Source organism: Lentilactobacillus dabitei (assembly GCF_019061365.1).
GTDB classification, from domain to species: Bacteria; Bacillota; Bacilli; order Lactobacillales; family Lactobacillaceae; genus Lentilactobacillus; species Lentilactobacillus dabitei.
This window is the reverse complement of the sequence record NZ_JAHPPD010000015.1, coordinates 1-25,141: the sequence shown is the minus strand read 5'-3', so window position 1 is coordinate 25,141 and position 25,141 is coordinate 1. Positions and strand designations below refer to the sequence as shown.

General features: G+C 40.5%; 41 protein-coding genes. 1 reads left to right on the top strand and 40 read right to left on the bottom strand.

Annotated elements, in window-relative coordinates; all coding sequences use genetic code 11:
* Positions 1–14 precede the first annotated feature (14 nt).
* From pcrA to KTE19_RS14130, 4 genes are all read right to left on the bottom strand, one after another.
* On the bottom strand, positions 15–2,246 hold the full coding sequence (pcrA, locus tag KTE19_RS03885) for a DNA helicase PcrA (protein ID WP_217163039.1): 2,232 nt from the start codon (positions 2,244–2,246) through the stop codon (positions 15–17).
* Positions 2,247–2,430: 184 nt separating this feature from the next.
* A complete protein-coding gene (locus tag KTE19_RS03880) occupies positions 2,431–3,591 on the bottom strand; it encodes an ATP-grasp domain-containing protein (protein WP_217341661.1) in 1,161 nt (386 codons plus the stop codon).
* Between the two features lie 58 nt (positions 3,592–3,649).
* Positions 3,650–4,222, bottom strand: coding sequence for a xanthine phosphoribosyltransferase (locus KTE19_RS03875; RefSeq protein ID WP_217163043.1), 573 nt, complete (start codon positions 4,220–4,222; stop codon positions 3,650–3,652).
* A gap of 14 nt (positions 4,223–4,236) precedes the next feature.
* Positions 4,237–4,872, bottom strand: coding sequence for a glycoside hydrolase family 73 protein (locus KTE19_RS14130; protein ID WP_289426919.1), 636 nt, complete (start codon positions 4,870–4,872; stop codon positions 4,237–4,239).
* A 160-nt stretch (positions 4,873–5,032) separates the two neighbouring features.
* On the opposite strand from KTE19_RS14130, the gene KTE19_RS03865 reads away from it, so the two are divergent.
* Positions 5,033–5,326, top strand: a complete 294-nt coding sequence (locus KTE19_RS03865) for a DUF2187 domain-containing protein (RefSeq protein WP_217163045.1) — start codon at positions 5,033–5,035, stop codon at positions 5,324–5,326.
* Between the two features lie 85 nt (positions 5,327–5,411).
* Here KTE19_RS03865 and KTE19_RS03860 read toward each other — a convergent pair whose 3' ends face one another.
* The 36 genes from KTE19_RS03860 to rpsJ all read right to left on the bottom strand — a co-directional run bounded on the left by KTE19_RS03860 (position 5,412) and on the right by rpsJ (position 24,525).
* Positions 5,412–6,005: an ECF transporter S component gene (locus tag KTE19_RS03860; RefSeq protein ID WP_217163047.1), complete on the bottom strand. Its 594-nt coding sequence runs from the start codon at positions 6,003–6,005 to the stop codon at positions 5,412–5,414.
* A gap of 162 nt (positions 6,006–6,167) precedes the next feature.
* Positions 6,168–6,560 carry a 30S ribosomal protein S9 gene (gene rpsI, locus KTE19_RS03855; protein ID WP_008855771.1) on the bottom strand — a complete coding sequence of 131 codons (393 nt, stop codon included), beginning with the start codon at positions 6,558–6,560 and terminating at the stop codon, positions 6,168–6,170.
* Between the two features lie 13 nt (positions 6,561–6,573).
* A complete protein-coding gene (gene rplM, locus KTE19_RS03850; protein WP_217341660.1) occupies positions 6,574–7,017 on the bottom strand; it encodes a 50S ribosomal protein L13 in 444 nt (147 codons plus the stop codon).
* A 124-nt stretch (positions 7,018–7,141) separates the two neighbouring features.
* Entirely contained in the window at positions 7,142–7,939 is a 798-nt protein-coding gene (gene truA, locus KTE19_RS03845) for a tRNA pseudouridine(38-40) synthase TruA (protein ID WP_217163073.1), read from the bottom strand.
* Positions 7,940–7,950: 11 nt separating this feature from the next.
* Positions 7,951–8,745: an energy-coupling factor transporter transmembrane component T family protein gene (locus tag KTE19_RS03840; RefSeq protein ID WP_217163052.1), complete on the bottom strand. Its 795-nt coding sequence runs from the start codon at positions 8,743–8,745 to the stop codon at positions 7,951–7,953.
* Positions 8,738–9,616 (bottom strand): energy-coupling factor ABC transporter ATP-binding protein, encoded by an 879-nt coding sequence (locus KTE19_RS03835; protein ID WP_217341659.1) that lies wholly within the window; start codon positions 9,614–9,616, stop codon positions 8,738–8,740. Before KTE19_RS03835 ends, KTE19_RS03840 begins: the two co-directional genes overlap by 8 nt.
* Positions 9,586–10,419: an energy-coupling factor transporter ATPase gene (locus KTE19_RS03830; RefSeq protein ID WP_217341658.1), complete on the bottom strand. Its 834-nt coding sequence runs from the start codon at positions 10,417–10,419 to the stop codon at positions 9,586–9,588. The genes KTE19_RS03835 and KTE19_RS03830 overlap by 31 nt, the downstream gene beginning before the upstream one ends.
* 185 nt (positions 10,420–10,604) lie before the next feature.
* Positions 10,605–10,988 carry a 50S ribosomal protein L17 gene (rplQ, locus tag KTE19_RS03825; protein ID WP_054747168.1) on the bottom strand — a complete coding sequence of 128 codons (384 nt, stop codon included), beginning with the start codon at positions 10,986–10,988 and terminating at the stop codon, positions 10,605–10,607.
* Between the two features lie 27 nt (positions 10,989–11,015).
* Positions 11,016–11,966, bottom strand: coding sequence for a DNA-directed RNA polymerase subunit alpha (locus KTE19_RS03820; RefSeq protein WP_056949308.1), 951 nt, complete (start codon positions 11,964–11,966; stop codon positions 11,016–11,018).
* A gap of 94 nt (positions 11,967–12,060) precedes the next feature.
* A complete protein-coding gene (gene rpsK / locus KTE19_RS03815) occupies positions 12,061–12,450 on the bottom strand; it encodes a 30S ribosomal protein S11 (RefSeq protein WP_054747173.1) in 390 nt (129 codons plus the stop codon).
* A gap of 25 nt (positions 12,451–12,475) precedes the next feature.
* On the bottom strand, positions 12,476–12,838 hold the full coding sequence (rpsM, locus tag KTE19_RS03810; RefSeq protein ID WP_054747174.1) for a 30S ribosomal protein S13: 363 nt from the start codon (positions 12,836–12,838) through the stop codon (positions 12,476–12,478).
* A gap of 24 nt (positions 12,839–12,862) precedes the next feature.
* Positions 12,863–12,982 carry a 50S ribosomal protein L36 gene (gene rpmJ, locus KTE19_RS03805; protein ID WP_008855781.1) on the bottom strand — a complete coding sequence of 40 codons (120 nt, stop codon included), beginning with the start codon at positions 12,980–12,982 and terminating at the stop codon, positions 12,863–12,865.
* 35 nt (positions 12,983–13,017) lie between these two features.
* A complete protein-coding gene (gene infA / locus KTE19_RS03800; RefSeq protein WP_008855782.1) occupies positions 13,018–13,236 on the bottom strand; it encodes a translation initiation factor IF-1 in 219 nt (72 codons plus the stop codon).
* Between the two features lie 124 nt (positions 13,237–13,360).
* Positions 13,361–14,011, bottom strand: a complete 651-nt coding sequence (locus KTE19_RS03795; RefSeq protein ID WP_283817066.1) for an adenylate kinase — start codon at positions 14,009–14,011, stop codon at positions 13,361–13,363.
* A 45-nt stretch (positions 14,012–14,056) separates the two neighbouring features.
* Positions 14,057–15,373 (bottom strand): preprotein translocase subunit SecY, encoded by a 1,317-nt coding sequence (gene secY / locus KTE19_RS03790; RefSeq protein WP_217163062.1) that lies wholly within the window; start codon positions 15,371–15,373, stop codon positions 14,057–14,059.
* A complete protein-coding gene (rplO, locus tag KTE19_RS03785) occupies positions 15,373–15,807 on the bottom strand; it encodes a 50S ribosomal protein L15 (RefSeq protein ID WP_054747178.1) in 435 nt (144 codons plus the stop codon). Before rplO ends, secY begins: the two co-directional genes overlap by 1 nt.
* 27 nt (positions 15,808–15,834) lie before the next feature.
* The gene (rpmD, locus tag KTE19_RS03780) at positions 15,835–16,020 is read right to left on the bottom strand and encodes a 50S ribosomal protein L30 (protein WP_013728487.1); all 186 of its coding nucleotides are present in this window, start codon (positions 16,018–16,020) and stop codon (positions 15,835–15,837) included.
* 14 nt (positions 16,021–16,034) lie between these two features.
* Positions 16,035–16,538 carry a 30S ribosomal protein S5 gene (gene rpsE / locus KTE19_RS03775; RefSeq protein ID WP_217163064.1) on the bottom strand — a complete coding sequence of 168 codons (504 nt, stop codon included), beginning with the start codon at positions 16,536–16,538 and terminating at the stop codon, positions 16,035–16,037.
* 20 nt (positions 16,539–16,558) lie between these two features.
* Positions 16,559–16,915, bottom strand: a complete 357-nt coding sequence (gene rplR, locus KTE19_RS03770) for a 50S ribosomal protein L18 (RefSeq protein WP_217163065.1) — start codon at positions 16,913–16,915, stop codon at positions 16,559–16,561.
* A gap of 34 nt (positions 16,916–16,949) precedes the next feature.
* Positions 16,950–17,489, bottom strand: a complete 540-nt coding sequence (gene rplF, locus KTE19_RS03765; RefSeq protein WP_217163066.1) for a 50S ribosomal protein L6 — start codon at positions 17,487–17,489, stop codon at positions 16,950–16,952.
* Positions 17,490–17,518: 29 nt separating this feature from the next.
* The gene (gene rpsH, locus KTE19_RS03760; RefSeq protein WP_008855790.1) at positions 17,519–17,917 is read right to left on the bottom strand and encodes a 30S ribosomal protein S8; all 399 of its coding nucleotides are present in this window, start codon (positions 17,915–17,917) and stop codon (positions 17,519–17,521) included.
* A 26-nt stretch (positions 17,918–17,943) separates the two neighbouring features.
* Positions 17,944–18,129, bottom strand: a complete 186-nt coding sequence (locus KTE19_RS03755; protein WP_003635667.1) for a type Z 30S ribosomal protein S14 — start codon at positions 18,127–18,129, stop codon at positions 17,944–17,946.
* 16 nt (positions 18,130–18,145) lie between these two features.
* Positions 18,146–18,688, bottom strand: a complete 543-nt coding sequence (gene rplE, locus KTE19_RS03750; protein ID WP_054747184.1) for a 50S ribosomal protein L5 — start codon at positions 18,686–18,688, stop codon at positions 18,146–18,148.
* 28 nt (positions 18,689–18,716) lie between these two features.
* On the bottom strand, positions 18,717–19,025 hold the full coding sequence (rplX, locus tag KTE19_RS03745) for a 50S ribosomal protein L24 (RefSeq protein WP_008855792.1): 309 nt from the start codon (positions 19,023–19,025) through the stop codon (positions 18,717–18,719).
* Between the two features lie 30 nt (positions 19,026–19,055).
* The gene (gene rplN, locus KTE19_RS03740) at positions 19,056–19,424 is read right to left on the bottom strand and encodes a 50S ribosomal protein L14 (protein ID WP_054747187.1); all 369 of its coding nucleotides are present in this window, start codon (positions 19,422–19,424) and stop codon (positions 19,056–19,058) included.
* Between the two features lie 50 nt (positions 19,425–19,474).
* Complete coding sequence (gene rpsQ / locus KTE19_RS03735; protein WP_054747189.1) at positions 19,475–19,741, bottom strand: 30S ribosomal protein S17; 267 nt, start codon at positions 19,739–19,741, stop codon at positions 19,475–19,477.
* Positions 19,742–19,765: 24 nt separating this feature from the next.
* Positions 19,766–19,960, bottom strand: coding sequence for a 50S ribosomal protein L29 (gene rpmC / locus KTE19_RS03730; protein ID WP_008211818.1), 195 nt, complete (start codon positions 19,958–19,960; stop codon positions 19,766–19,768).
* Positions 19,950–20,384, bottom strand: coding sequence for a 50S ribosomal protein L16 (gene rplP / locus KTE19_RS03725; protein ID WP_054747192.1), 435 nt, complete (start codon positions 20,382–20,384; stop codon positions 19,950–19,952). Before rplP ends, rpmC begins: the two co-directional genes overlap by 11 nt.
* A 2-nt stretch (positions 20,385–20,386) precedes the next feature.
* The gene (gene rpsC, locus KTE19_RS03720; protein ID WP_054747194.1) at positions 20,387–21,052 is read right to left on the bottom strand and encodes a 30S ribosomal protein S3; all 666 of its coding nucleotides are present in this window, start codon (positions 21,050–21,052) and stop codon (positions 20,387–20,389) included.
* Between the two features lie 3 nt (positions 21,053–21,055).
* Positions 21,056–21,412: a 50S ribosomal protein L22 gene (rplV, locus tag KTE19_RS03715; protein WP_217341656.1), complete on the bottom strand. Its 357-nt coding sequence runs from the start codon at positions 21,410–21,412 to the stop codon at positions 21,056–21,058.
* 17 nt (positions 21,413–21,429) lie between these two features.
* Complete coding sequence (gene rpsS / locus KTE19_RS03710; RefSeq protein WP_056983216.1) at positions 21,430–21,705, bottom strand: 30S ribosomal protein S19; 276 nt, start codon at positions 21,703–21,705, stop codon at positions 21,430–21,432.
* A 47-nt stretch (positions 21,706–21,752) separates the two neighbouring features.
* Positions 21,753–22,592, bottom strand: coding sequence for a 50S ribosomal protein L2 (gene rplB, locus KTE19_RS03705; protein ID WP_082622250.1), 840 nt, complete (start codon positions 22,590–22,592; stop codon positions 21,753–21,755).
* A 30-nt stretch (positions 22,593–22,622) separates the two neighbouring features.
* Positions 22,623–22,910 carry a 50S ribosomal protein L23 gene (gene rplW / locus KTE19_RS03700; protein WP_217341654.1) on the bottom strand — a complete coding sequence of 96 codons (288 nt, stop codon included), beginning with the start codon at positions 22,908–22,910 and terminating at the stop codon, positions 22,623–22,625.
* A complete protein-coding gene (rplD, locus tag KTE19_RS03695) occupies positions 22,910–23,533 on the bottom strand; it encodes a 50S ribosomal protein L4 (protein WP_217163069.1) in 624 nt (207 codons plus the stop codon). Before rplD ends, rplW begins: the two co-directional genes overlap by 1 nt.
* A gap of 17 nt (positions 23,534–23,550) precedes the next feature.
* The gene (gene rplC / locus KTE19_RS03690; protein ID WP_054747202.1) at positions 23,551–24,189 is read right to left on the bottom strand and encodes a 50S ribosomal protein L3; all 639 of its coding nucleotides are present in this window, start codon (positions 24,187–24,189) and stop codon (positions 23,551–23,553) included.
* Between the two features lie 27 nt (positions 24,190–24,216).
* Complete coding sequence (rpsJ, locus tag KTE19_RS03685) at positions 24,217–24,525, bottom strand: 30S ribosomal protein S10 (protein WP_013728505.1); 309 nt, start codon at positions 24,523–24,525, stop codon at positions 24,217–24,219.
* Positions 24,526–25,141 lie beyond the last annotated feature (616 nt).

Here is a 25,141-nt window from a genome sequence, read left to right as displayed (position 1 = left end):
TTAATTTCTAATAGCTATTCCTGTTTTTTGATTGGGGCAAAAGCAGCTAATAATCGCTTAATTCCCTGTTCCTGAAAGGCAATATCTAATTCCATGTCCTCGCCAGTTCCAGAAACCTTAACAACCGTGCCGGTTCCCCAGGCTTTGTGGGAAACTTTGTCACCAACTTCCCAAGCTTTCCTATCAGCACCAGTTCCCTTAGGCTTTTCAACTATCTGATCTGGACGGTGGTAAGTGGTTGCGGTTGCCCGCCGAGTTCGCCGGTCAAATGGCGTGGTCAATGGCGTTTCGGACTGCTGTTGATTGTCGTAATGAATTAATTCGGGCTTAATTTCATTCACAAATCTGGATTCCGGATTATTCTGTCGGCGACCATAAAGCATTCTGGAGTAGGCATTAGTGATATAGAGCTTTTCCTTAGCCCGGGTAATGCCAACGTATGCCAGCCGCCGTTCTTCTTGGAGCTCAGATTCATCTGCAGCCGCTCTGGCAAGTGGGAAAAGCCCTTCCTCCATCCCCATCAAAAAGACAACTGGGAATTCCAACCCTTTGGCCGCATGCAATGTCATTAAAGTCACTTGAGAATTATCATCTTCCAGATCATCCTGATCAGAAACTAACGCTAAATCACTGAGAAAGTTGACCAAGTTATCTTGACCGGTTTCTTCTGAGTTGGCTTCATCATATTTTTGAGTAACTGAAATAAATTCTTCCAAGTTTTCAAGCCGAGTTTGAGCTTCAAGTGATTTCGAGGCCTTTAAGGTACTCAGGTAACCACTCTTATCCAACAGTTCTTCTGTTAATTCGGTAATGGACAGCTGATCCATTTTGGCATAAATCTGACTGATCATTTGTTCGAATGCGGCAATTGAGTTTTTCGCCCGAGATGAAATTTCATTTGCCAGATCCACACTCTTGGCTGCATCTAATAGGCTCCACCCGTGGTCATTGGCGAAGAGCCGTAACTTTTCAATGCTGGTAACGCCGATTCCTCGCTTAGGTTCGTTAATCACCCGTTCGAAACTCATGGAGTCGTTAGGGTTACCCAACAACGTCAAATATGACAAAATATCTCGAATTTCTTTTCGGTCATAGAATTTATGGCCCCCAACCATCGTGTAAGGGATGTTGGATTTAAGGAGCGTTTCTTCAATCACTCGAGACTGAGCATTGGTTCGATACAAAATCGCAAAGCTGCCATAGTTGTGCTTTGGCTTTTTCATTTCCTCTTGAATCTTAGCCACAACGTAGCGGGCCTCATCATTTTCGGTTTGACCACGATAATATGAAATTTGGTCGCCCTTTTCATTTTCAGTCCAAAGATTTTTGTCGGCTCGATTATCATTGTGAGCAATGACTGAGTTAGCAGCATCCAGCACCGTTTTGGTTGAGCGATAATTCTGCTCCAACAACGTCACGTGAGCATTAGGATAGTCCTTCTTGAAGTCCAAAATATTTTGCATATTGGCACCCCGCCAACCATAAATACTTTGGTCAGCATCCCCAACAACACAAATATTCTGATTCTTCTGGGCTAACGTGTTCACCAGCTTATACTGTGCCTCATTGGTATCCTGATATTCATCGACATGAATATAGTGAAATTTATCCTGATAATATTCCAAAACATCCTGATGTTGCTCAAATAACTGAATGGTAATCATAATTAAGTCATCAAAGTCCAATGATTCATTTTGACGTAACTCAGCCTGGTAGCGTTCATATACATCAGCCACAATCTGATCAAATGCACTCACTGCCTGAGCTTTATACTGTTTTGGTGTCAATAAATCATTTTTAGCATTTGAGATCGATGACAGAATGGAACGCGGGTCAAATTTTTTGGGATCGATGTTCAAGTCCCTTAATACTCGTTTCACAAGGGTTCGTTGCTCACTGGTATCAGCAATCGTGAACGCCCGATTGTACCCTAACAGATCAATGTTACGCCGTAAAATCCGCACACAGAGGGCGTGAAATGTTGAAACCCATACATCATTGCCACTGTCATCCAACAGCTTAGCAACCCGCTCACGCATTTCTTTAGCAGCTTTGTTTGTAAAAGTGATTGCCAAAATATGCCATGGCATCACATGATTATGTTCAATTATGTACGCAATCCGGTGGGTCAAAACTCGAGTCTTGCCACTACCAGCCCCCGCCATAATTAACACTGGTCCTTCGGTATGGACAACTGCATCCTTTTGATCCTTATTTAAACCGTCTAATAAACTTTCTTCAGCCACTAAAAATTTCATCCTCTCACATTTATCCTGTCAATTATACCAAAAAATACCAGCTTTTGCTCCTAGCTTAAATCATTCATAAACATCAATAAATGAGTGTTTAGAAGTGAAAGAATCAACCATTCCAAAGGTTCGGAACAATTGATTCTTTTGATTGTTTTGATAAATTAATTAGAACACCCAGTTATTTTTTTAAATACTTATCTTTATAATCAATATCGGGCCAAATTCCGGTTGCTTCCAACTGCATCAGTGTGTCTGGCAACGATTGAGTAGGGATTAAGACATTTCCGACTGCTTGATCATCATCGCTTACCTGATTATCGTAAATTGTAAAGTGCCAGTTTCCTTTTATGACCCATTGCGTTTTGATCCGCTGATAATCCTTTTTTCTGATGGTTTGGTAAACCGTCGGCGTAGCAGTAATTATTTTTGCCAGTGGTAAGCCAACAATTGCACGAATATGTTGTTCAAACTCGTTCACATTAGCTGCATAATCAAACACGAATCCGGCTGGGCTCAATAATGGCGCCACCCGACTCACATAAATTGACCCACTTTTTGCTAAGAATAAACTCACTTCGACAGTGCCAACGTAATCCAGATTATTCGTGATCTCTTTTGTAATGCGTTTCATTTCCTTCTCAACGCTAGGGTCTAGCTTGGAAGCAGTAAATGCTGTCATCAACTGATTATTCTTATATACAACTTCCACAACCGGGAAAATTTCTTGGTCCCCTGCTTCGGTCCGGGTCACAATGACAGAATAATCGATATCGTGCTCAACGTACGACTCAAGAATATAGGTACCAGCATCCAGAAAGCCAGAAGCCAGGACAATATCAGCTTGATTCTTAATTAACAATTCTTTGCCGTTCAACAGGCCCCGCTGAATTGGCTTTAAAATTGCTGGATAACCGATAGAATTAATTGCTTGGTAAATGTCCTCTAGAGTGACGATCGTTGAATAAGGCACCATGTTGATATTCAACGTTTCAAAAAAGCTCCGCTCAATCAATCGGTCTTGAATGATATCCAGCAAGCCGTCGCTTTGAGGAACTGACGTAAATTCCGAAATGTAGCGGATAATGTCCGAATCAATGAAGTCGTTATCATACATCACAACGTCACAACGCTCCGCAAACATCTTCAACGTCTGTTTATCATCGATTGGCCCGATATATTTATAATCGGCAAGTTGCATTGCTTTACTATCTTCATTTGAACTATACATTCCGATATTAAAGCCCATTCTTTTTGCGGTCATCAATAAAACGGGTGTGCTTGGACCTTCGCCTAAAATACCAATTGTTTGACCTGGATAGAGAACATTTGCTTTTGCCAATTATTTCACTACTTTCATCCAATTATTATCAACAACTTGTTGATTCTTTCATAACCTATTATTCCACAAAAGTAACCTTTTGGTTATCTAATGAAGCAATTCGGGCGAGTGATTCTAATCGAACCCCTGTCTTTTCAATCATTGAGCGCCCCTTTTGGAAGCTCTTTTCGATGACGATTCCCACACCGGCAACGTCAACTTTGGCAACTTTGGCAATTTCCAATAAACCTTGAACAGCTTGGCCATTTGCCAGAAAGTCATCGATTATCAAAACCCGATCCTCTGGACTCAAAAATCGTTTGTCTACACTGATATCGTTGCTGACCTGTTTCGTGTATGAATAAACATTGGCTGTATAAAGATTATCAGTCAAAGTTAAGCTTTTGTGCTTCCGAGCAAAGATGAGGGGAACCCCAATATGAAATGCGGTCATTAACGCGGGGGCAATCCCTGATGATTCAACGGTAATGACTTTTGTGATCTTTTCATCCTCGAAGAGCTTTGCAAACTCCTCGCCGATCTGATCCATCAATTTTGTATCAACTTGATGATTTAAAAAGTTATCCACTTTCAATACGTTGCCTGGTAAAACTGTGCCATCCTCAACAATTCGCTGCTTAAGTAAATCCATTACAAAATTCCTTTCTAATCATCATACTGATATAGCTTATATTTTTTAATAATTGAAACCAATTTTTTAGTATAAGTTGGATCGGTTGCATAACCGTCCCGTTGTAATCCATCCGCGGCCTGCAGATAATTTCTGGCGTTAATGACATCCTGATACTGACTATTATTCCATTTGGTCCCATATGCCAGCAACCGGGCATGACCAGTCAATGAATCATTCCAACTCTGATACACTTCAAAATGCGCTTTGACGGTCACGTACCGGCCATTCACAAACTCCTGGGTATCTAAATAAACCGAATTAGTACTTGAACTTTGTGCCTTAACACCGAATAAATTATGATACTTGCTTGCCAGCTTGCTGGAACCCCAATCCGACTCTAAAATCGCCTGAGCAAGCGTGATGCTAGGCAACACATTGTACTCACCCTGCAGTCGCTGAGCCTGGGGAGCAAGCTTCGTAATGAACTTTCGATGTTCGATGGCGATTTGATTTGTAGCATTATCAACCTGATTTGAATTGGAATAACCATTTGACAACGCTCGAAATCCTAGAATGACCATTAACCCAAAGAAGATCAAAACGAGCATGACAATCGTATTGGATTTTCTCACTCGACGCCGGCGCCGTTTCCCATATTTAGCCAACACAACCTCAAACTTTCTGACTTTAGCATTAATTCTAACGATAAATGACAATAAAGACAATTAATATTTAACAATTTTTAATATACAAAAGGTGACATAATTGACAAATCTACTAATATCAGTTATGTTATCACTTGACACTTAATTATGGAGATGGAAACCAATGGCTAAAAACACCGAAGTATCAGAAGCACAATCTAAGTTCCACGTTGGTGATGAGGTTTCATTCAAGATCGAAAAGAAAACTTTTAAAGGCTATGTTGATAAGAGTTATACCAACTCATTCCTAATCACATTTGAATCTGATGATCCTGAAATTATTGATAAGTACCACAAGAAAGTGGTTATCAATAATCGTCATCTAAAAATGATCAAGGCTGCCCCACGGGTTGAAGAAGATCCTGAAGACGACGAAGAAGATTCTGAGAAGGCAACCAAGAAACCCAACAAGAAATGATGATTGAAGAGGCTGTGGCAAAACATTTTGTTTTGTTGCAGCCTCCTTTTTGTCTTCACACCTTTTTAGGAATGAACCTGATTACTCACTGTCGGCGTTTAATGGCCCGGCTCAACGGAACAGCAATTAACGGGGTCACAATTCCACTAAAAATCGCTTCCGGGACACCATTCGTTCCAACAACGCCAATCAAATACGGGAGTAACTTTTCCATATTAATCTGATACAGCTGAGGCGCCTTTGCTTTATAAAAGACATAAATCAGCCCTAAAACCAAAACCGTATTTGTGATTGATCCTAAAATAGCCGCAATCGAAACGCTTAACGATTGATTTTTGAACCGTTTTCTTAACGCCGTATACGCCCAGCCCGCCACCAAACCAATCATAATTCTTGGGAAAACCGAAACAATCGGGTTAACAAATACAATTGTCGCTAACGGACTGGTTGGCCAGATGTAGGCCCGAACAAACGTAATCAAGCCCCAGACACCGCCAATAATTGCCCCATCTGTCGTTCCTAAGAGGATAGTCGCAATGACAACCGTCGTCGGGATAATCGTAATGCTTAAGGGGCCAATTGGAATATATCCAATCAACGGGATCGACGTCTGAAGAATGATAATTGCAATAAACATCGCCAATAAATTAAGCCTCAAAGTGTTCTTTGTTTTTGGCATGGTTCCGCTCCTTTAAATTTATTGCATTTATTATACAATAACAAGTTTCATTCTAGTAGATTGGCGACGCTTAAAGTCGTTTGAGAACAAAGTTTAACATAAACTTCAGATTACAAAAAAACACTTCCAATGAGAAGTGTTTTGAAAGTAACAATTTGAATTTTAACGCTTTGAGAATTGTGAGGCCTTACGAGCTTTCTTAAGACCTGGCTTCTTACGTTCCTTCATACGAGCGTCACGGGTTAATAATCCTGCACGCTTCAAAGGTCCACGGAAATCTGGGTCAACTGCGAGTAATGCACGTGCAATACCATGACGTGTTGCGCCAGCTTGACCAGAGAATCCACCACCATTAACGTTAACTAAGGTATCATAGTTACCTAAAGTTTCAGTAACATTAAATGGTTGCACAACAACTTCACGTAAGTTAGCAAAAGGAATATAATCTTCGATTGCTTTGTCATTCATGATAATTTTTCCAGTTCCTGGTACCAAACGTACCCGAGCAACTGAATCTTTACGACGGCCTGTGCCGCTATATTGTACTTGAGCCAATGCGAGTTCCTCCTTAAATTAGGTTAGTGATGTCAAATGCTTCCGGCTTTTGAGCTTGGTGATCATGTTCAGGACCTGCATAGACATGTAACTTCAAACCAATTTTATGACCTAATGTTCCATGAGGAAGCATTCCTTTAACTGAAGTTTCGATCAATTTTTCTGGGTTCTTCTCACGAAATTCTCCAGCTGATTTTTGCTTCAAGCCGCCAATAAAGCGTGAGTGATGATAATAGATCTTTCGAGTATCCTTATGACCAGTCAATTTCACTTTACTTGCGTTAATTACGATTACATTGTCCCCTGTATCGACATTAGGGGTAAAAGTAGGCTTATTCTTGCCTCGTAGAATTGATGCGACTACTGATGAAAGACGTCCTAAAGAAACGCCATCTGCATCAACAGCGTACCATTTACGTTCTACTTCACCAGGTTTTGCCATATATGTTGTACGCACGTTATATTCCTCCATGTTCCTGTGTTTGTTCGACACCAAATAAGATTCCGGGGCTTATCGTGGGGCAAACAATACCAACTAACATAATACAAATTATTCCACTAAAAGTCAATCAGTTTTGTAATTATCGGGGCCGAGTGGATAATTTTGTTGGGTGAGCTGGATCTTCACCCTCGTAGTAAACCTTTTTAAGATATAAACCAGAGGCGGGCATCGTTAGCCGTGCCTGGTTTCGATCTTTGACCTCGTATAAGCGCCGTATATCATGTTCAGGGCGTCTATTCGATCCGATCTCGACAATTACCCCAACCATGATCCGAACCATGTTATAGAGGAAGCCATTGCCGTAAAACTCTAACTGAAGTTCATTGGCAGCCTCATCCAGTTTGCCGGTTGCTTCATAAATCGATCGAACATTGGATTTGGCAGTCGAGCCAGAGGCAACAAAACTAGAAAAATCATGTTCGCCAAGGAAATCAGGTAATGCTTCGGTGACCCGGTTAAAATCAATTGGAAACTTCCAGTGACCCGTATAGTTACGTTTAAACGGATCCAAAAATTCGCCTAAATCCACTCGATAAAAATATCGTTTACCGGATACATCATAGCGGGCGTGAAAATCCGACGCTACCTTTTCGACTTTCATAATTTCCATATCCAGTGGCAACATGCTGTTTAACCCACGGTAAATAGCCTCAGTCGGCAGATTATATGGAAAATCAAAGTGAATAACCTGACCAAATGCATGAACGCCTGAGTCAGTTCGTCCAGATCCATAGACCACAATTGGCGGATCAGGATTTTTAGCCATTAAATTCACTTGTTTTGTCAATACCCCTTCAATTGTTCGTTTGCCAGGCTGCCTTTGAAAACCACTAAAAAGCGTGCCATCGTACTTGACCGTTACTTTATAACGGATGATCATCACCCCAACTATTTTCGTAGATATAATACTAACCCGCCAACCAGCAGAAAAACGAGCCAACTAACCGTGTCCTTTAACTGCCACCGATAAATTCGATACTTACTCCTGTGTTCGCTATCCGAAAATCCTCTAGCTTCCATTGCCGTTGACAGATTCTCCGCGTGATTGATCGCCCCAGTAAATAACGGGACTAATAGCGGAACGGCTGCTTGGACTCGATGCTTTAAGCTTCCTGAACCAAAATCAACGCCACGCGACCGCTGAGCGTTCAGAATTGTTTCCATTTCATCCATCAATGTTGGCACAAACCGTAAGGCAATCGACAGCATGAGCGCCAGCGTATCAACAGGAAACTTTACTTTCTTGAGTGGCTTTAACACTGTCTGCACCCCATCCGCAATTGCCAATGGAGTTGTCGTTAACGTTAAAACGGTGGAAATCATAATGATCAGCAAAAAGCGGATAAAAATAAAGCCACCGTTAATCAAGCTTAAATTTGTGACCGAAAATGGTCCCCATTTCCAGAGAACTGTTCCACCAGCACTAAACAGGATTTGGAGGGCGACAGTAAAAATAATCAACCAAACCAACGGCCGGATTCCTTTAAGAAAAAAGAGGATTGAAACGCCAGACAACAAAATCACAATTGCGATTAATACTGCTAAGGCAGCGTAAGAAGCCAAGTTATTAGCAAAAAATATCACAATCACAAAATAAAAGCTCAACATCAGTTTTGACTGCGGGCTCATTTGATGAACCCAGGAATTTCCTGGTAAATATCTGCCAAATAAGAAATTACTCATCCGTATCCGCTCCTTCAGCCACCAATTGCGAAATTTTAGTGGCGAGCTGATCAATTGTCAGTGGTAATTTGCCGACTGGAACACCTGCATCAACCAATTTTTGGGCAAATTCCGCACTGCTAGGTAAATTAAGTTGCATTTTATAAACCCATCCCGGATCAGTAAAGATTTCGGCAGCTGTACCGGTTTTGACAATTTTTCCTTCGTCCATCACAACGACCTGAGAAGCGTAGTTCACCACATCATCCATTTGATGGGTCACCAAAATGATCGTCATTTGATCTTCGTCATGCAATTGTTGGGCCAAATCCATAATCTCTTTATGACCCCGAGGATCTAACCCGGCAGTCGGTTCGTCAAGAATGAGAATTTCCGGCTTCATAGCAAGGACTCCAGCGATTGCCACCCGCCTCATTTGACCTCCAGACAGATCAAAAGGCGATTTTTCAGCCAAAGATTGATCCAAACCAACAAGCTTCATCGCCGATTTGGCTGCCTGCTGGGCATCAGCATCACTAACACCGTAGTTTTTAGGGCCAAACATGATATCTTTAATAACCGTTTCCTCAAAAAGTTGTTTTTCAGGGAATTGAAAAACCATGCCAACATGTTGACGAAATGCTTTAAGATTCTTGTTTGTCGTAGCTGGTGTAATTACCCTACCAAGTACTTGAACGCTTCCTTTGGTAGGCTTTAGCAAGGCATTGATATGCTGAACGAGGGTCGATTTGCCACTTCCAGTATGACCGATGATAGCCGTAAATGAATTGTTCGGAATGACCAATGAAACATCAGCCAACGCATTTTGTGCATACGGGGTATTTGCTTGGTATGTGTGGGTTACTTGTTCGAAACTAATTGCTTTATCCATGCTATTAACCTCTCGCTATCAAGATATTGCTGATTCAGGTTGACACCTTTTCTTTTTAAGGCTGCAATGAGTTGAGATGTGTATGGGGCATCTAACCCAATTTGTGCCAATTGTTCAGTATTCGAAAATATCTTATCTGGAACATCTTCATCAATTTTTTTGCCGTGATTAATCACCACAACCCGGTCCGCACCAGCAGCTTCGTCAATATCGTGGGTAATTGAGATAACCGTTAAATGATTTTTTGCTTTGATCTCACGCACCAGATTCAAAATATCTTGTCGCCCTCGCGGATCTAACATACTGGTTGCTTCATCAAGAATAATTATTTGGGGACTCAAAGCAACAATTCCGGCAATTGCGACTCGCTGCTTTTGCCCACCTGATAAGTTAGCGGGGATTCGATCTCTAAAATCCCACATATTCACATTTTTGAGACTGCTCTCAACAATATGATGCATTTGTTTCCGATCAACCTGACGATTTTCGAGTCCAAAGGCAACGTCATCTTCGACAGTGGCCCCGACAAACTGATCCTCTGGATTCTGAAAGACCATGCCAATTTTATTGCGAACATCAAGAATATTTTCGTCGTTCACGAATAAGCCGTCCACTATGATCTGCCCTTGTTTTAAAACATTCAAGCCATCAATCAGTCTTGCCAGCGTACTCTTGCCACTCCCATTTTGACCGATCAGCGCTAGCCATTCACCTTCGTGGACGTTCAGTGACAAATTATCAAATAGTAAAGGTTGGTCAGCATAATTAAATGAAATGTTTTTTACTTGAATGATATCTTTCATGGATAAATTCCTCATTTGAACGCGCAATAGATTGAATTTATGTACAAAAAAATCACTTACAGGAAATCAGTGCATGAGACGCGTCTCACATTCAAACTAGACTAGGAATAAGATCCACCATCATAACGTTCTATACCAATAACCTGAGTGATTCTCGTGAAAATATGTGATTGAATTAAAGACGATTAGTCAACCAATTCAAGGATAACCATTGGAGCACCGTCACCGCGACGAGGCATAGTCTTTAAGATTCTAGTGTAACCACCATTACGATCAGCATACTTAGTAGCTAAGTCGCCGAATACTTTTTGCAAAGCAGTAGTAACGGTAATATCATCACCATCTTCTTTAACATCTGCAACAACATCCCGAATGAATGCGGCAGCTTGTCGACGAGCGTGTAAATCACCGCGCTTACCAAGTGAAATCATCTTATCGGTAGTTGAACGAACTTCCTTGGCTTTAGCTTCAGTGGTCACAATCTGACCATGAATGATCAAGTCAGTTGTCAAATTCCGAAGCAATGAACGACGATGTTCGCTACTACGTTGTAATTTCCGATAACTCATAATTTAGATGTCCTCCTTTTTTATTTGTTAGTCTTCTTTACGAAGTGAAAGGCCTAATGCAGCTAATTTTTCTTTGACCTCTTCAAGTGACTTACGACCTAAGTTACGAACTTTCATCATGTCAGCTTCGGTCTTTTCAGTAAGTTCTTGAACAGTGTTAATGCCGGCACGTTTCAAACAATTGTATGAACGAACAGATAAGTCCAATTCCTCAATTGTCATTTCCAGCATCTTTTCCTTATGGGTCTCTTCTTTTTCAACCATGATTTCGGTATTTTTAGCTTCATCAGTCAAATCAACGAACATTTCAAGATGTTCAGTTAAAATTTTGGCTGCTAAACTAACGGCTTCACTTGGTGTGATTGAACCATCAGTCCAAACATCCAAAGTCAGCTTATCAAAATCATCACGTTGTCCAACCCGAGTGCTTTCAACTTGATAGTTGACACGTTCGATTGGGGTATAAATTGAATCGACCGGAAGCACTCCAATAGGCATCTCTGAACTACGCTTCTTGTTTTCAACAGCAGAAACATAGCCGCGACCCTTGTTGGCAGTTAATCGCATATGGAATGTAGCCCCATCAGCGACTGTAGCAATGTGCAAGTCAGGATTTAAGACCGTTACATCACTATCACCTTGAATATCACCGGCAGTAACATCAGCAGGACCAATGACGTCGATCTCTAGATTCTCTTCTTCATCTTCTGGCCCATCTAATTTCAAAGAAATTTTCTTAACATTCAAGATAATTTGAGTAACATCTTCAACTACTCCCTTAATAGTTGAAAATTCATGCAGAACATCATCAATCTGGATACTGGTAACAGCAGCCCCGGGGAGTGATGACAATAAAGTTCGTCGTAAAGAATTACCAAGGGTAGTTCCATAACCACGTTCCAGTGGCTCTACGACAACTTCACCGTAGTTCTTAGTCTCTTCTATCTTATGAATGTTAGGCTTTTCAAATTCAATCATTCTTATCATTAACCCCTTTCAAAACGCGTGAGTCTACATGCAAAATATCAATATACTCAAACAAAATAAACTTCACTATATTGAATGTCTCTAATTAAACTCGACGACGCTTTGGAGGACGAGATCCATTGTGAGGTACCGGAGTAACATCACGAATAGCAGTGACTTCCAAACCAGTAGCTTGAAGTGCACGAATAGCAGCTTCACGACCAGAACCTGGTCCTTTAACAGCTACTTCAACGGATTTCATTCCATGTTCCATTGAAGCCTTCGCAGCTGCTTCAGCAGCCATTTGAGCGGCAAATGGAGTTGACTTACGACTTCCACGGAAGCCCAATGCACCAGCTGATGACCAAGAAACAGCGTTTCCTTGGGCGTCAGTAATCATAACTAAAGTATTGTTGAAGGTTGAGTGAATATGTGCAATACCTGACGCAATATTCTTTTTAGCCCGGCGCTTGCGACTTGTCTTTTTGTTTACCATAAAAACAGATGACCTCCTTTATTTATTATTTTCTTCTGCCTGCGGCAACTTTGCTGCCTTTTCTAGTGCGGGCATTGTTCTTGGTATGTTGACCACGAACAGGCAAACCACGACGGTGACGCATTCCACGATATGAACCAATTTCTTGAAGACGCTTGATGTTCATACTTACTTCACGACGTAAGTCACCTTCAATTTTTAGATTACTAACAATCTCACGGATTTTGTCTTCTTGGTCTGGTGTTAAATCACGAACACGGACGTCTTCTGAGACACCTGCTTGAGCAAGAATCTTTTGGGAAGTCGTCGTGCCGATACCAAATATATATGTTAGTCCGATGACAATTCGCTTATCACGGGGTAAATCAATTCCGGCAATACGAGCCATTGAGCATACACCTCCTGTTTATGTTTATTTACCTTGGCGTTGTTTATGCTTTGGATTTGCTGAGCAAATAATCATTACTCGGCCTTTTCGTTTGATAACCTTACAATGTTCACACATTGGTTTTACTGATGGTCGTACTTTCATTTTTAATCCTCCTCGAAAAATGATGAAGACAAGAATTACTTAAATCGATAAGTGATTCTACCCTTACTCAGATCGTAAGGAGACATTTCAACAGTAACCTTGTCTCCAGGAAGGATCCGAATGTAATGCATCCGAATTTTCCCAGAAACATGAGCTAGAATTTCGTGTCCGTTTTCAAGTTCGACACGAAACATTGCGTTTGGCAATGTTTCAACCACTTTTCCTTCAACTTCAATAACATTATCTTTAGCCACTCAATAACACCTCCAATGTTAAATTTAGATTGAATTAAATAAATTAACTTGACAAACCTTTGATAGTCTACCACATTCAACATATTTCATCAATCTAATCGTCTCAACACCTTATGAATAGCAATTAAAGAGAGCTAAGAATTTTGTCAACATTTTGCCAAACATCGTCGATAGATTTACTGCCATCAACGTTGTGCAGTAAATTGCGGTCTTTGTAATATGAAATCAATGGTGTATTCATCTTGATGTTAACTTGAAGTCGAGTCTTAACGGCCTCAGGCTTATCGTCTTCACGTTGATAGAATTCATGACCACCACAAACGTCGCAAGTTCCTGTAACCTTTGGCATATGATACAACTCATGATAAGTTGCACCACAATTCTTACAAATGAATCTGCCAGTTAACCGATCAGTTAACAGTTTAGGATCAACATCAATGTTAACAACCGCAGACAATGGCTTGCCTAAATCTTCTGTCATCTTAGCTAATGCATCCGCTTGCTCTAAAGTTCGTGGATAACCATCTAACAGAAAGCCAGGCTTGGTATCATCTTCGGCCAATCGTTCCTTAACAATTCCATTTGTCACTTCGTCTGGTACAAGGTTTCCCTTATCCGTATATTCTTTTGCTTTGAGTCCAAGAGGTGTTCTGTTAGAAATTGCTTCTCGAAACATATCACCAGTAGAAATATGCGGAATCTTATATTTATCAACAATATATTGTGCTTGAGTACCTTTACCTGCACCAGGCAATCCCATTAAAATTAAATTCAATGACATTCTGTAACTCCTCCTCGTTGATTAAAATCTTGCGATCAATTATTCATCAGTTGGCCGTGGTCCATGAATGAAACCAACATACTCACGTTTCATCATTAATCCACGAATTTGACGAATTGTTTCGATTGCAACACCAACAACGATTAGTAAACTAGTTCCACCAAGTCCGATTGATTCATCCAAATTCCAAAGATTTTGCGCAATTAACGGAATCAATGAAACAACTCCTAGGAACAAAGCACCAACAGTACTTAATTTCATCAACAGATCTGAAACATATGATTGGGTTTCATGTCCGGGCCAAACCCCAGGAATGTAACTTCCCTGTTTCTGCAAGTTCTCAGACAGTTTCTCTGGGTTAACCTGAACAAACGCATAGAAGAAAGTGAACATAATAATCAAAATGGTATAGAATGCGGCCCCGGTCGGTGTCTGCATATTAAACACATTATTTAATATTTGAAACCAAGCAGCGGTCGAATAGTTATTTGTAAATGCCATCAGAATTGTTTGTGGAGTTGCAATAAATGAACTTGCAAAAATAACTGGAATAACACCAGCAACGTTAACTTTCAAAGGAAGATAACTGCTGTCAGGTGATCCTGAAACTCTTCGAGTATATTGAATTGGTACTCGTCGCTCAGCCTGTTGGACCCAAGTGACGAATGTAACAATTACCAAAACAATAATTAGAAGGGCAATGGCAAACAAGATTGGTTGCCATAAATCAGAACCGGTGACTCCAACAAAATATTGTTGCCACAATGACTGTAATCCAACTGGAATTCGAGCAACAATACCAGCAAAGATGATCATGGAAATTCCATTTCCAATCCCTCGTTCGGTAATCATGTCACCCATCCATGTGGTTAACATTGTTCCACCTGTTAAAATCAAACCGATAATAACAAATGTTTTGATACTTGGGTTATTCACTAAGTTCAAACTACTTAATTGATTAAATCCAGCTGTAATTCCAACTGATTGGAAGAAAGCAAGGATAACCGTTAAGTAACGAGTATGTTGATTCAACTTTCGTCGACCAACCTCTCCTTGTTTTCCCCACTCAACGTATCTAGGAACAATATCCATTTGAAGTAATTGAATAATAATTTGAGCAGTGATGTACGGTGAAACTCCCATCGCAAAGATAGAATAGTTCGTGAGCCCCCCACCACTAAATGTATTCAAAATACTAACTAGTCCTGAAGAAGCAACCGATTGAAGTGCTTTCGCGTTAATACCGGGAACAGTTATGTATGCTCCTAGTCGGAATATTACCAAAACAAAAAGCGTAAAAAGGATTTTGTTTCTAATTTCTTTAACTTTGAACGCACTTGCCAAAGTCGAGAGCATTAAACCACCTCGATTTTACCGCCCGCATTTTCAATAACGGATTGTGCAGCTTTCGAAAATTTATTAGCCTTAACGGTTAATTTTTTAGTAAGTTCACCATCACCAAGAACCTTAATACCAGATTTGGCATTCTTAACGATTCCAGAAGTTTGAAGTAATTCAGGTGTTACTTCAGTACCATCATCGAAAGTTTCAAGTTTAGCAACATTAACAACTGCATATTCTTTACGGTTGATGTTGTTAAAACCACGCTTTGGAGTTCGACGATATAATGGCATTTGGCCACCTTCGAATCCTACACGAGTCTTTCCACGAGCTTTTTGTCCTTTTTGTCCACGACCAGCAGTCTTACCTTTACCTGCTGAACGACCGCGACCCTTACGAGTACGTAATGAACGAGAACCTTCTGCAGCCTTCAATTCATGCAATTTCATGAAATTGGCACCTCCTTACGAATTTATTTAGTCTTTAACTTGTTCAACTTCAATTAAGTGAGCGATTTGGAACAAAGCCCCACGAATAGATTCGTTATCTGGTTTGACAACGGTACTATTAACTCGGCCGAGGCCAAGTGCCTTCACAATTTTACGTTGCTTTGGGAGGCGGTGAGTTACGCTACGTTTTAAAGTAATTTTTAATTGAGCCATTTAAAACACCCTCCTTATTCAGCTAAATGTTGAGTTGAAACACCACGTAGAGCTGAAACTTCTTCAGCACTTTTCAATTCAGCCAAGCCCTGGAATGTTGCTCGGATAACGTTGATAGGAGTATTTGAACCCAATCGTTTACTAGTAACATCATCGACGCCAGCTAATTCCATCACGGAACGAACAGCGCCACCAGCTGCAACTCCAGAACCTTCTTCAGCGGGCTTCAACATAATACGGCCACCACCGAAAGTTCCTAAAACTTCGTGAGGAATTGTTGTACCAACAATCGGAACCTCAATCAAGTTTTTACGAGCTGCTTCAACTGCTTTACGAATTGCTTCAGGAACTTCTTGTGCTTTACCAGTTCCAAAACCAACATGTCCGTGCTTGTCTCCGACAACTACCAAAGCAGCGAAACGAAGACGACGTCCACCTTTAACAACTTTAGTGATCCGGTTGATTGATACAACGTTGTCTTCAAGCTCTAACTTTTCTGGATCAATAAATTTCTTCATGTGCGGTTATTCCTCCTTTATTAGAATTCCAGTCCATTTTCACGGGCTGCATCGGCAAGAGCTTGAACACGACCATGATACAAATAGCCACCACGATCAAAAACAACCTTTTTGATATTCTTTTCGCTTGCACGTTGAGCTACTAATTTACCAACACCGGCTGCTTGTTCAGTCTTGTTTCCATCACTGATTGCAGAATCTAGTGTTGAGGCACTAACAAGCGTTACACCCGCTACGTCATCAATTACTTGAGCGTAGATGTTTGTATTAGAACGATAAACATTCAAGCGTGGGCACTCGGCAGTACCAGAAATTTTGTTGCGGACACGGTTATGACGACGTTTCCGACTCTTATTTTTATCTGGTTTAGAAATCACAATAGTCACCTCAAAATTTTATTAGGCTGATAAATTACTTACCAGTCTTACCTTCCTTACGAATAATATGTTCGTTTTCGTAACGAATACCTTTACCTTTATATGGTTCAGGTGAACGAACGGCACGAACAGATGCAGCAAAGTCACCGACATGTTGTTTGCTAATACCACTAATATGAATAGTAGTGTTATCAGGAACTTCAAGTGTAATGTCATCGGGAACTTTCATTTCAACTGGGTTTGAATAACCAACATTCAATGTTAAAGTTTTACCTTTAAGTTGAGCACGGTATCCAACACCGACAAGCTTCAATGTTTTCTTGAATCCGTTTGTAACCCCTTCAACCATGTTGTTGAAGTTGGCACGGGATGTTCCATGCAAGGCACGGATCTTGTCATTGTAGTCGCCAATTGGTTCGAAGTTTACTTCATTATCTTTGACGTTCATCTTGATTTCTGGTGACATCTCACGAGATAAAGTACCCTTGGAACCCTTAACAGTTACTGTGTCTCCGTCAGTTTTAACTTCAACACCCTTTGGCAAAACAACAGTTTTATAACCAATACGACTCATCTATCACACCTCCAATTTGAATGAATTTATTACCAAACGTATGCTAACACTTCGCCGCCAATTTTCTGGGCGCGTGCCTGCTTATCAGTAATAACACCGTTTGATGTTGAAATAATTGCAATTCCAAGACCATTTAAAACCTTAGGAACAGCATCTGCTTTCACGTATGAACGCAAGCCTGGCTTTGAAATTCGCTTCAAGCCAGTAATGACACGTTGTTTATCCTTTCCATATTTCAGGAAAACCCGGATAACGCCTTGCTTGTCATCTTCGATATATTCAACATCGCGTACAAAACCCTCACGTTTGAGAATTTCAGCGATGTCTCGTTTGATTTTTGATGCAGGAACTTCAACTGTTTCATGGTAAACCATGTTCGCATTACGGATGCGAGTTAAAAAGTCTGCAATTGGATCAGTCATAGACATCAGCGCACAACCTCCTTTTTAATATATTACCAACTAGCTTTCTTCATGCCAGGAATTTGACCCTTGTGGGCAAGTTCACGGATGCAAAGACGGCATAAATGAAATTTCTTGTATACTGAACGAGGTCGTCCACAGCGCTCACAACGTGTGTAATTTTGTGTTGAGAACTTTGCAGGGCGTTCACTTTTTACAATTAATGATTTTTTAGCCAATGTGAAACCTCCTCAATTATCTAGCAAATGGCATACCGAATTGAGCCAACAATTCATGTGATTCTTCATCGGTATTTGCTGTAGTTACGATTACAATATCCATACCTCTGACACGGTTAACATTATCATAATCAATTTCAGGGAAAATTAATTGTTCACGAACACCTAGTGTGTAGTTTCCGCGACCATCAAAAGCACGGCTACTTACACCATGGAAGTCACGAACACGTGGTAGTGAAACGTTAATTAATTTATCCAAGAAGTCATACATCCGATCTCCACGGAGTGTTACTTTGGCACCAATTGCATTACCTTCACGCAATCTAAAGCCGGCGATTGATTTCTTGGCTTTTGTAATCAAAGGCTTTTGACCTGAAATAAGTGCTAATTCAGCAACGGCTTCATCAAGATTCTTAGCGTTAGTAACAGCATCACCAACACCCATGTTTAAAACAATCTTATCAAGCTTTGGAGCTTGCATAACTGATTTATAACTGAACTTATCCATCATGTGTGGGGTAATTTCAGAATTGAATTTTTCTCGTAAACGACTTGACATTTAAAGGGTATCCTCCTTTCGTTAAAAGTTAATCAATCGCTTTTTGCGATTTCTTTGAGTAACGTACTTTTTTGCCATCTTCAACTTTGATCCCAATGCGAGTTGGTTCGTTGGTAGATGGATCAATTAACATCACATTTGAAACGTGGATTGGTGCTTCAGCATCTACGATCCCACCTTGAGGGTTGGTAGAAGAAGCTTTGGTATGCTTTTTAACTTTGTTGATACCTTCAACAATCACACGGTCTTTTGAAGCGATAGTCTTAGTGACTGTCCCTTCCTTACCTTTGTCCTTACCACTAATAACACGAACTTTGTCACCAGTTTTAATGAACATCTGCGGCACCTCCTTATATCCTGGTTGTTATTAAAGTACTTCTGGAGCTAATGAAACAATCTTCATGAAGTTGTTATCACGTAATTCACGAGCAACCGGGCCAAAGATACGAGTGCCTTGGGGACTCTTGTCATCACGAATCAAAACGGCAGCATTTTCGTCAAAGCGAATGTAAGAACCATCTGTACGACGAGTAACTGACTTTGTACGTACAACAACGGCTTTAACAACATCACCCTTTTTGACAACGCCACCTGGTGTTGCTTGTTTTACAGTAGCAACGATGGTATCGCCGATTCCGGCATACCTTCTAGTTGAGCCACCTAAAACTTTGATAGTAAGCAATTCTCTTGCACCTGAGTTGTCGGCAACTTTTAATCGACTTTCTTGTTGAATCACAGGTATATCCTCCCTTCGTCGTTAAAATAGAATACGATAATTAATTTAAGTTAAATGATAACCGCTTTTTCAACAATTTTGATTAGACGGAAACGTTTTGTCTTAGACAATGGACGAGTTTCCATAATTTCAACTGTGTCGCCGGTCTTAGCTTCATTGTTTTCATCATGAGCAGTGAATTTCTTTGAGTAACGAATACGTTTGCCATAACGTGGGTGAGTTTTGTATGTTGAAACTTCAACCGTGATGGTTTTGTTACTCTTGTCAGAAACAACACGTCCCTGATAAACTTTACGCTCGTTGCGTTCTTCAGCCATTAATTATACCTCCCTTATCGTATTCTACTTGTTTAATTCTTGTTGACGAAGTGCAGTCTTGATCCGCGCAATGTTTTTACGAACTTGCTTTAATCGCGCGGTGTTTTCCAACTGACCAGTGGCTAATTGGAAACGAAGATTGAACAGTTCATCTTTATAATCTTTTTCTTTATCAATCATTTGAGCAGTGGTTAACTCATTAATATCTTTAGCCTTCATTTGATTCGCCACCTACTTCCTCACGTTCTATGATCTTAGTACGAACAGGAAGTTTGTTTGATGCAAGGCGTAATGCTTCATGAGCGGTTGCTTTATCAACGCCGCCAATTTCAAACAATACTTTACCACGCTTAACTGGTGATACCCAGCCTGCTGGTGTACCTTTACCATTACCCATTCGAACTCCGACACCTTTTTCAGTATATGACTTGTGAGGGAAAATCTTAATCCAAACTCTTCCTCCACGCTTCATATGACGAGTCATCGCCACACGACATGCTTCGATTTGACGGTTTGTGATCCAATGTGAATCAAGTGCTTGTAAACCGTAGTCACCGAAAGTAACCGTTTTGCCACCCTTAGCGGCTCCGCGAAGCTTGCCACGATGTTCACGACGATGCTTTACACGTTTAGGTACTAACATGTTTATTTCCCTCCTTTATCAGCTTTACTGTTCTTTGGCTTTTCAGGGAGAATCTCACCACGATAGATCCAAGTCTTTACACCAATGGAACCATAAGTAGTAAAAGCTTCAACCCATGAGTAGTCAATATCTGCTCTTAAAGTATGCAATGGAACAGTTCCATCAGAATAACTCTCAACTCGAGCCATATCGGCACCATTAAGACGTCCAGAAACCTGAGTCTTAATACCTTGAGCACCGGCACGCATTGTTCGTTGCATTGATTGACGCATTGCACGACGGAATGCAACACGGCCTTCCAATTGGCGAGCAATGTTTTCACCAACCAACTTAGCATCCAAATCAGGCTTCTTGATTTCGATGATGTTGATGTGAACCCGTTTGCCAGTTAAGTCATTGAGTTCTTTACGAAGATTCTCTACTTCTTGTCCACCCTTACCAATAACCATTCCTGGTTTAGCAGTGTGAATCGAAACATTAACGCGATTTGCGGCACGTTCAATTTCAACAGTAGAAACTGACGCGCTAGCAAGACGTTTCTCTATATATTTACGGATTTGTAAATCTTCACGAAGATATGCAGCATAGTTCTTGCCTGCGTACCATTTAGCTTCCCAATCGCGAATGATTCCAACTCGTAAACCATTAGGATTTACCTTATTACCCACGCGTTACCCCTCCTCTTTTTCAGATACAATGATTGTAATGTGACTAGTTCGCTTATTGATTGGTGATGCAGAACCCTTAGCACGCGGACGGAACCGCTTAAGAGTTGCCCCTTCATTAACGAAGGCTTCACTAACAAATAAGTTTTCGCTATCTAAATCAAAATTGTTTTCTGCATTTGCAACAGCAGATTTAAGTACTTTTGAAACCACTGGAGAAGCACCGCGTGGGGTGAAATCTAAGATTGCGGCGGCTTCGGCAACGCTCTTGCCTCTGATAAGATCAACTACAAGACGGACCTTTCGTGCGGCAATGCGAACAGTTTTAGCAGTTGCTTTTGCTGATGTAACTTGTTCAGCCATTTGTTATCCTCCTTGCTTTAAACAGTCTTCTTATCGTCAGTATTATGACCATGGAATGTCCGCGTTGGAACAAATTCTCCAAGCTTATGGCCTACCATGTCTTCTTGAATATAAACTGGGACGTGTTTCCGTCCATCATAAACAGCAAATGTATATCCAATAAAGCTTGGGAAAATCGTTGAACGACGTGACCATGTCTTAATAACAGACTTTTTGTCTTGATCCTTCTGAGCATCTACTTTTTTAAGTAAGTACTCATCGGCAAATGGTCCTTTTTTCAAACTACGACTCATTTTGCAACCTCCTCTGTTTCAGTATTAGTTCTTTTTAGTGGATTAAATTACATCTTTGAACCCTTACGACGACGTACAATAAATTTGTTTGAACGTGCCTTCTTAGAACGGGTCTTCTTACCAACTGTCTTCTTACCCCATGGTGATAATGGTGATGGAAGACCAACTGGTGCTTTACCTTCACCACCACCATGAGGGTGATCGTTAGGGTTCATAACTGATCCACGAACATGTGGGCGTTGACCCTTATAACGTGTTCGACCAGCTTTACCAACGTTGATCAATTCATGTTCTTCGTTTCCAACAGAACCGATAGAAGCACGGTTTGTGCTAAGAACCAAACGAACTTCACCTGATGAGAGGCGAACCAATGAGTATTTACCATCACGGCCAAGCAATTGGGCAGATGCACCAGCTGAACGAGCAAGCTGACCACCCTTACCAGGCTTGATTTCGATATTATGGATAATTGAACCTACAGGAATGTTCGAAAGTGGTAATGCATTACCAGCCTTGATATCTGCATCAGGACCAGATTCAACCTTATCTCCAACTTTCAATCCCTTAGGCGCAATGATGTATGATTTAACACCATCTTCATAGACTAATAAAGCAATATTGGCGGTCCGGTTAGGATCATATTCAATCGCTTTGACAGTCGCTTCAACATTATCTTTGATACGTTTAAAATCGATGATACGATATTGGTTCTTGTTTCCACCGCCACGGTGACGAACAGTCATTCGACCATAGTTATTACGACCGGCTGTTTTGCTTTTTGATTCAAGTAAGGACTTCTCTGGCTTAGTTTTAGTAATGCCACTGTAGTCCAAGCTTGTCATATTGCGTCGACCGTTACTGGTTGGCTTATATGTTTTAATGGCCACAACGTTTCCCTCCTAATTTCAGATTATAAATTATTCTTCACTGAATAATTCGATTTCTTTTGAATCTGCGGACAAGGTAACAATAGCCTTACGGCGTTTCCGAGTATAACCGGCATATCTACCTTGACGCTTTAATTTTCCTCTTACGTTCATGATGTTTACTTTAACAACTTTAACATCGAAAATGTCTTCAGTAGCTTTTTTGACCTGTGTCTTGGTTGCTCGTAAATCAACATCGAATGTGTATGTCTTATTGTCCATCTTGCTGGTTGTCTCTTCAGTAATTACTGGACGTAAAATAATATCGCGTGATTCCATTATGCGAGCACCTCCTCTACTTGAGAAAGAGCAGCTTTTGTAATGATAACTTTATCATGATCAGCAACATCTAAAGTGTTGATTCCATTAGCAGAAACAACCTTTACATTTTCTAAATTACGTGCTGATAACAATGCCTTTTCGTTGTCATCTTCCAAAACTACTAATGTCTTAGTTGAAACGTTTAATTTGTCTAACATCTCAGCAAAGTCCTTGGTCTTAGGTGCATCGAATGATAATGAATCGATTACAACCAATTTGTCATCTGAAACTTTTTCAGATAATACTGACTTCAATGCCAATCGTGATACTTTCTTAGGCAAACGGTATGAGTATGATCGTGGAGTTGGTCCGAAGACAATTCCACCACCACGCCACTGTGGTGAACGGATAGAACCTTGACGAGCTCTACCAGTACCCTTTTGACGCCATGGCTTCTTACCTCCACCGCGAACTGCAGAACGGTTCTTAACGGAATGCGTTCCTTGACGAAGAGAAGCACGTTGCATGACAATTGCGTCAAATACGACGTTATTGTTTGGCTCAATGCCGAAGATACCATCATTAAGTGCAACAGTACCATTCTTGCTTCCATCTTGTTTGTATAATGCTACATCAGTCATCTATGGTTGCCTCCTTTCTACTTTTTTGATCCGCCGTTAACAGCTGATCTAATTGTAACGAATGATTTATTGGCACCAGGTACATTACCCTTAATTAAGATAACGTTGTTGTCTAGATCTGTGCTGACAACTTCAAGGTTTTGAATAGTTACTGTTTTGTTACCCATTCTTCCGGGTAATTTCATACCAGGAACAACTCGGTTAATAATAACACCTAAAGAACCTGGACGACGGTGATAACGAGAACCGTGAGTTTCTGGTCCACGTGATTGACCATCTTTATGAATGTTTCCTTGGTATCCATGACCTTTTGTCGTACCAGTTACATCAACGATGTCTCCTGGTTCAAAAATATCAGCCTTAACTTCGTCAGATACTTTGTAATCTCCCAGCTCAACATCTTTGATTTCTTTAATGAAGCGCTTAGGAGTAGTTTTAGCTTTGTTTGCATGACCCTGTTCAGGCTTGTTGGTAAGCACAGCGCGCTTATCAGAATAACCTAATTGAACAGCCTCGTAACCGTCATTTTCAACGGTCTTGATTTGCATAATGACATTAGGTGTCACTTCAACAACAGTTACTGGAACTAATTCGCCGTTATCAGTGAAAACTTGAGTCATTCCAACTTTCTTTCCTAAGATTCCTTTTCTGGTCATGAGTACACCTCCAATATATTGTAATTATTATAGTTTGATTTCGATATCCACACCACTTGGCAAGTCGAGCTTCATTAATGAGTCGACTGTCTTAGGTGTTGGATTTAAAATGTCAATTAGACGTTTGTGAGTCAAGATTTCAAATTGCTCACGTGAATCCTTAAATTTATGTGGTGAAGCCAAAACAGTGTAGATTGTACGATCAGTTGGCAATGGAATTGGACCTGAAATAGTAGCTCCAGTTCTTTGCGCAGTAGCAACAATCTTGTCTGCGGATTGGTCTAAGATGCGATGCTCGTATGCCTTCAAGCGGATACGAATTTTTTGTTTTGCCATTGTATTCCCTCCTTCGTCTATTTTGAAAATATGACTAACTCCGTGAAAATTACCGCCAAACCCATGGCAAAGCATCCGGGTGTGTCGCAACCTTTCACATCAAAGCTAATACGTAATGATTTTTAGGCAAACTAATCCCTAAAAACAAGTACTCAAATATTGTACTAAAAAATGCCCCATAAAACAAGGGCATTGGCGAATTAATTTAAAAAGTGAGCAGATTAAAGTCCTTAGGAAATGACATGTAAGCCGTCTCCTCAGTCAAATTGTAATTTCAGGAGTCTATTAATGGTACGTCCAGTGAAAGCTCCCTTGATTTGATTTCCTTAAAAACTGTACTATGCATGGGATAAACGGTTTTATGTGACCAATCTACCTATCCGGTTGCAGAACAAATTTTTCTAATACAACTTTACCATAGATTTTAGCATTTCAAAATAAGCTTGTTTCAATTGTAGCAAGCTAGCCGATCCTTCAACCAACAAAAAAAGAACTAGAATCCTCTAGTCCTTAATTAGGTTCTACAATATCTGTCGTTGGTAATAGATTTTATCTATTACTGATGACAGATTTTTTGTTTCTCGTTAGAATAAAAAAACGGACATTTCCTGTCCGT

What these genes read in the sequence shown, in the direction of transcription:
- rplX (WP_008855792.1), bottom strand. Translation starts at nt 19,025, where the DNA reads ATGTTCATTAAAACTGGTGACAAAGTTCGTGTTATTAGTGGTAAGGAC.
- rplP (WP_054747192.1), bottom strand. Translation starts at nt 20,384, where the DNA reads ATGTTAGTACCTAAACGTGTAAAGCATCGTCGTGAACATCGTGGCAAG.
- rpmD (WP_013728487.1), bottom strand. Translation starts at nt 16,020, where the DNA reads ATGGCTCAATTAAAAATTACTTTAAAACGTAGCGTAACTCACCGCCTC.
- rplC (WP_054747202.1), bottom strand. Translation starts at nt 24,189, where the DNA reads ATGACCAGAAAAGGAATCTTAGGAAAGAAAGTTGGAATGACTCAAGTT.
- KTE19_RS03875 (WP_217163043.1), bottom strand. Translation starts at nt 4,222, where the DNA reads ATGGATTTACTTAAGCAGCGAATTGTTGAGGATGGCACAGTTTTACCA.
- rpsM (WP_054747174.1), bottom strand. Translation starts at nt 12,838, where the DNA reads ATGGCTCGTATTGCCGGAATTGATTTACCCCGTGATAAGCGAATTGTC.
- KTE19_RS03865 (WP_217163045.1), top strand. Translation starts at nt 5,033, where the DNA reads ATGGCTAAAAACACCGAAGTATCAGAAGCACAATCTAAGTTCCACGTT.
- secY (WP_217163062.1), bottom strand. Translation starts at nt 15,373, where the DNA reads ATGCTCTCGACTTTGGCAAGTGCGTTCAAAGTTAAAGAAATTAGAAAC.
- KTE19_RS03835 (WP_217341659.1), bottom strand. Translation starts at nt 9,616, where the DNA reads ATGGATAAAGCAATTAGTTTCGAACAAGTAACCCACACATACCAAGCA.
- rpsK (WP_054747173.1), bottom strand. Translation starts at nt 12,450, where the DNA reads ATGGTAAACAAAAAGACAAGTCGCAAGCGCCGGGCTAAAAAGAATATT.
- rpsS (WP_056983216.1), bottom strand. Translation starts at nt 21,705, where the DNA reads ATGAGTCGTAGTTTGAAAAAAGGACCATTTGCCGATGAGTACTTACTT.
- rpmJ (WP_008855781.1), bottom strand. Translation starts at nt 12,982, where the DNA reads ATGAAAGTACGACCATCAGTAAAACCAATGTGTGAACATTGTAAGGTT.
- rplV (WP_217341656.1), bottom strand. Translation starts at nt 21,412, where the DNA reads ATGGCTGAACAAGTTACATCAGCAAAAGCAACTGCTAAAACTGTTCGC.
- KTE19_RS03830 (WP_217341658.1), bottom strand. Translation starts at nt 10,419, where the DNA reads ATGAAAGATATCATTCAAGTAAAAAACATTTCATTTAATTATGCTGAC.
- rpmC (WP_008211818.1), bottom strand. Translation starts at nt 19,960, where the DNA reads ATGAAGGCTAAAGATATTAATGAGTTAACCACTGCTCAAATGATTGAT.
- rpsE (WP_217163064.1), bottom strand. Translation starts at nt 16,538, where the DNA reads ATGAAGAAATTTATTGATCCAGAAAAGTTAGAGCTTGAAGACAACGTT.
- rplD (WP_217163069.1), bottom strand. Translation starts at nt 23,533, where the DNA reads ATGACTGATGTAGCATTATACAAACAAGATGGAAGCAAGAATGGTACT.
- KTE19_RS03860 (WP_217163047.1), bottom strand. Translation starts at nt 6,005, where the DNA reads ATGCCAAAAACAAAGAACACTTTGAGGCTTAATTTATTGGCGATGTTT.
- rpsJ (WP_013728505.1), bottom strand. Translation starts at nt 24,525, where the DNA reads ATGGCAAAACAAAAAATTCGTATCCGCTTGAAGGCATACGAGCATCGC.
- rpsH (WP_008855790.1), bottom strand. Translation starts at nt 17,917, where the DNA reads ATGTCTATGACTGATCCAATTGCAGACTTTTTAACTCGCATCCGTAAT.
- rplF (WP_217163066.1), bottom strand. Translation starts at nt 17,489, where the DNA reads ATGAGTCGTATTGGTTATAAAACTGTTGTTTTGCCAAAGGGTGTTGAA.
- rpsQ (WP_054747189.1), bottom strand. Translation starts at nt 19,741, where the DNA reads ATGGCTGAAGAACGCAACGAGCGTAAAGTTTATCAGGGACGTGTTGTT.
- KTE19_RS03840 (WP_217163052.1), bottom strand. Translation starts at nt 8,745, where the DNA reads ATGAGTAATTTCTTATTTGGCAGATATTTACCAGGAAATTCCTGGGTT.
- rplQ (WP_054747168.1), bottom strand. Translation starts at nt 10,988, where the DNA reads ATGAGTTATCGGAAATTACAACGTAGTAGCGAACATCGTCGTTCATTG.
- rplO (WP_054747178.1), bottom strand. Translation starts at nt 15,807, where the DNA reads ATGAAATTGCATGAATTGAAGGCTGCAGAAGGTTCTCGTTCATTACGT.
- rplE (WP_054747184.1), bottom strand. Translation starts at nt 18,688, where the DNA reads ATGTCAAGTCGTTTACGAGAAAAATTCAATTCTGAAATTACCCCACAC.
- KTE19_RS03820 (WP_056949308.1), bottom strand. Translation starts at nt 11,966, where the DNA reads ATGATTGAATTTGAAAAGCCTAACATTCATAAGATAGAAGAGACTAAG.
- rplW (WP_217341654.1), bottom strand. Translation starts at nt 22,910, where the DNA reads ATGGAATCACGCGATATTATTTTACGTCCAGTAATTACTGAAGAGACA.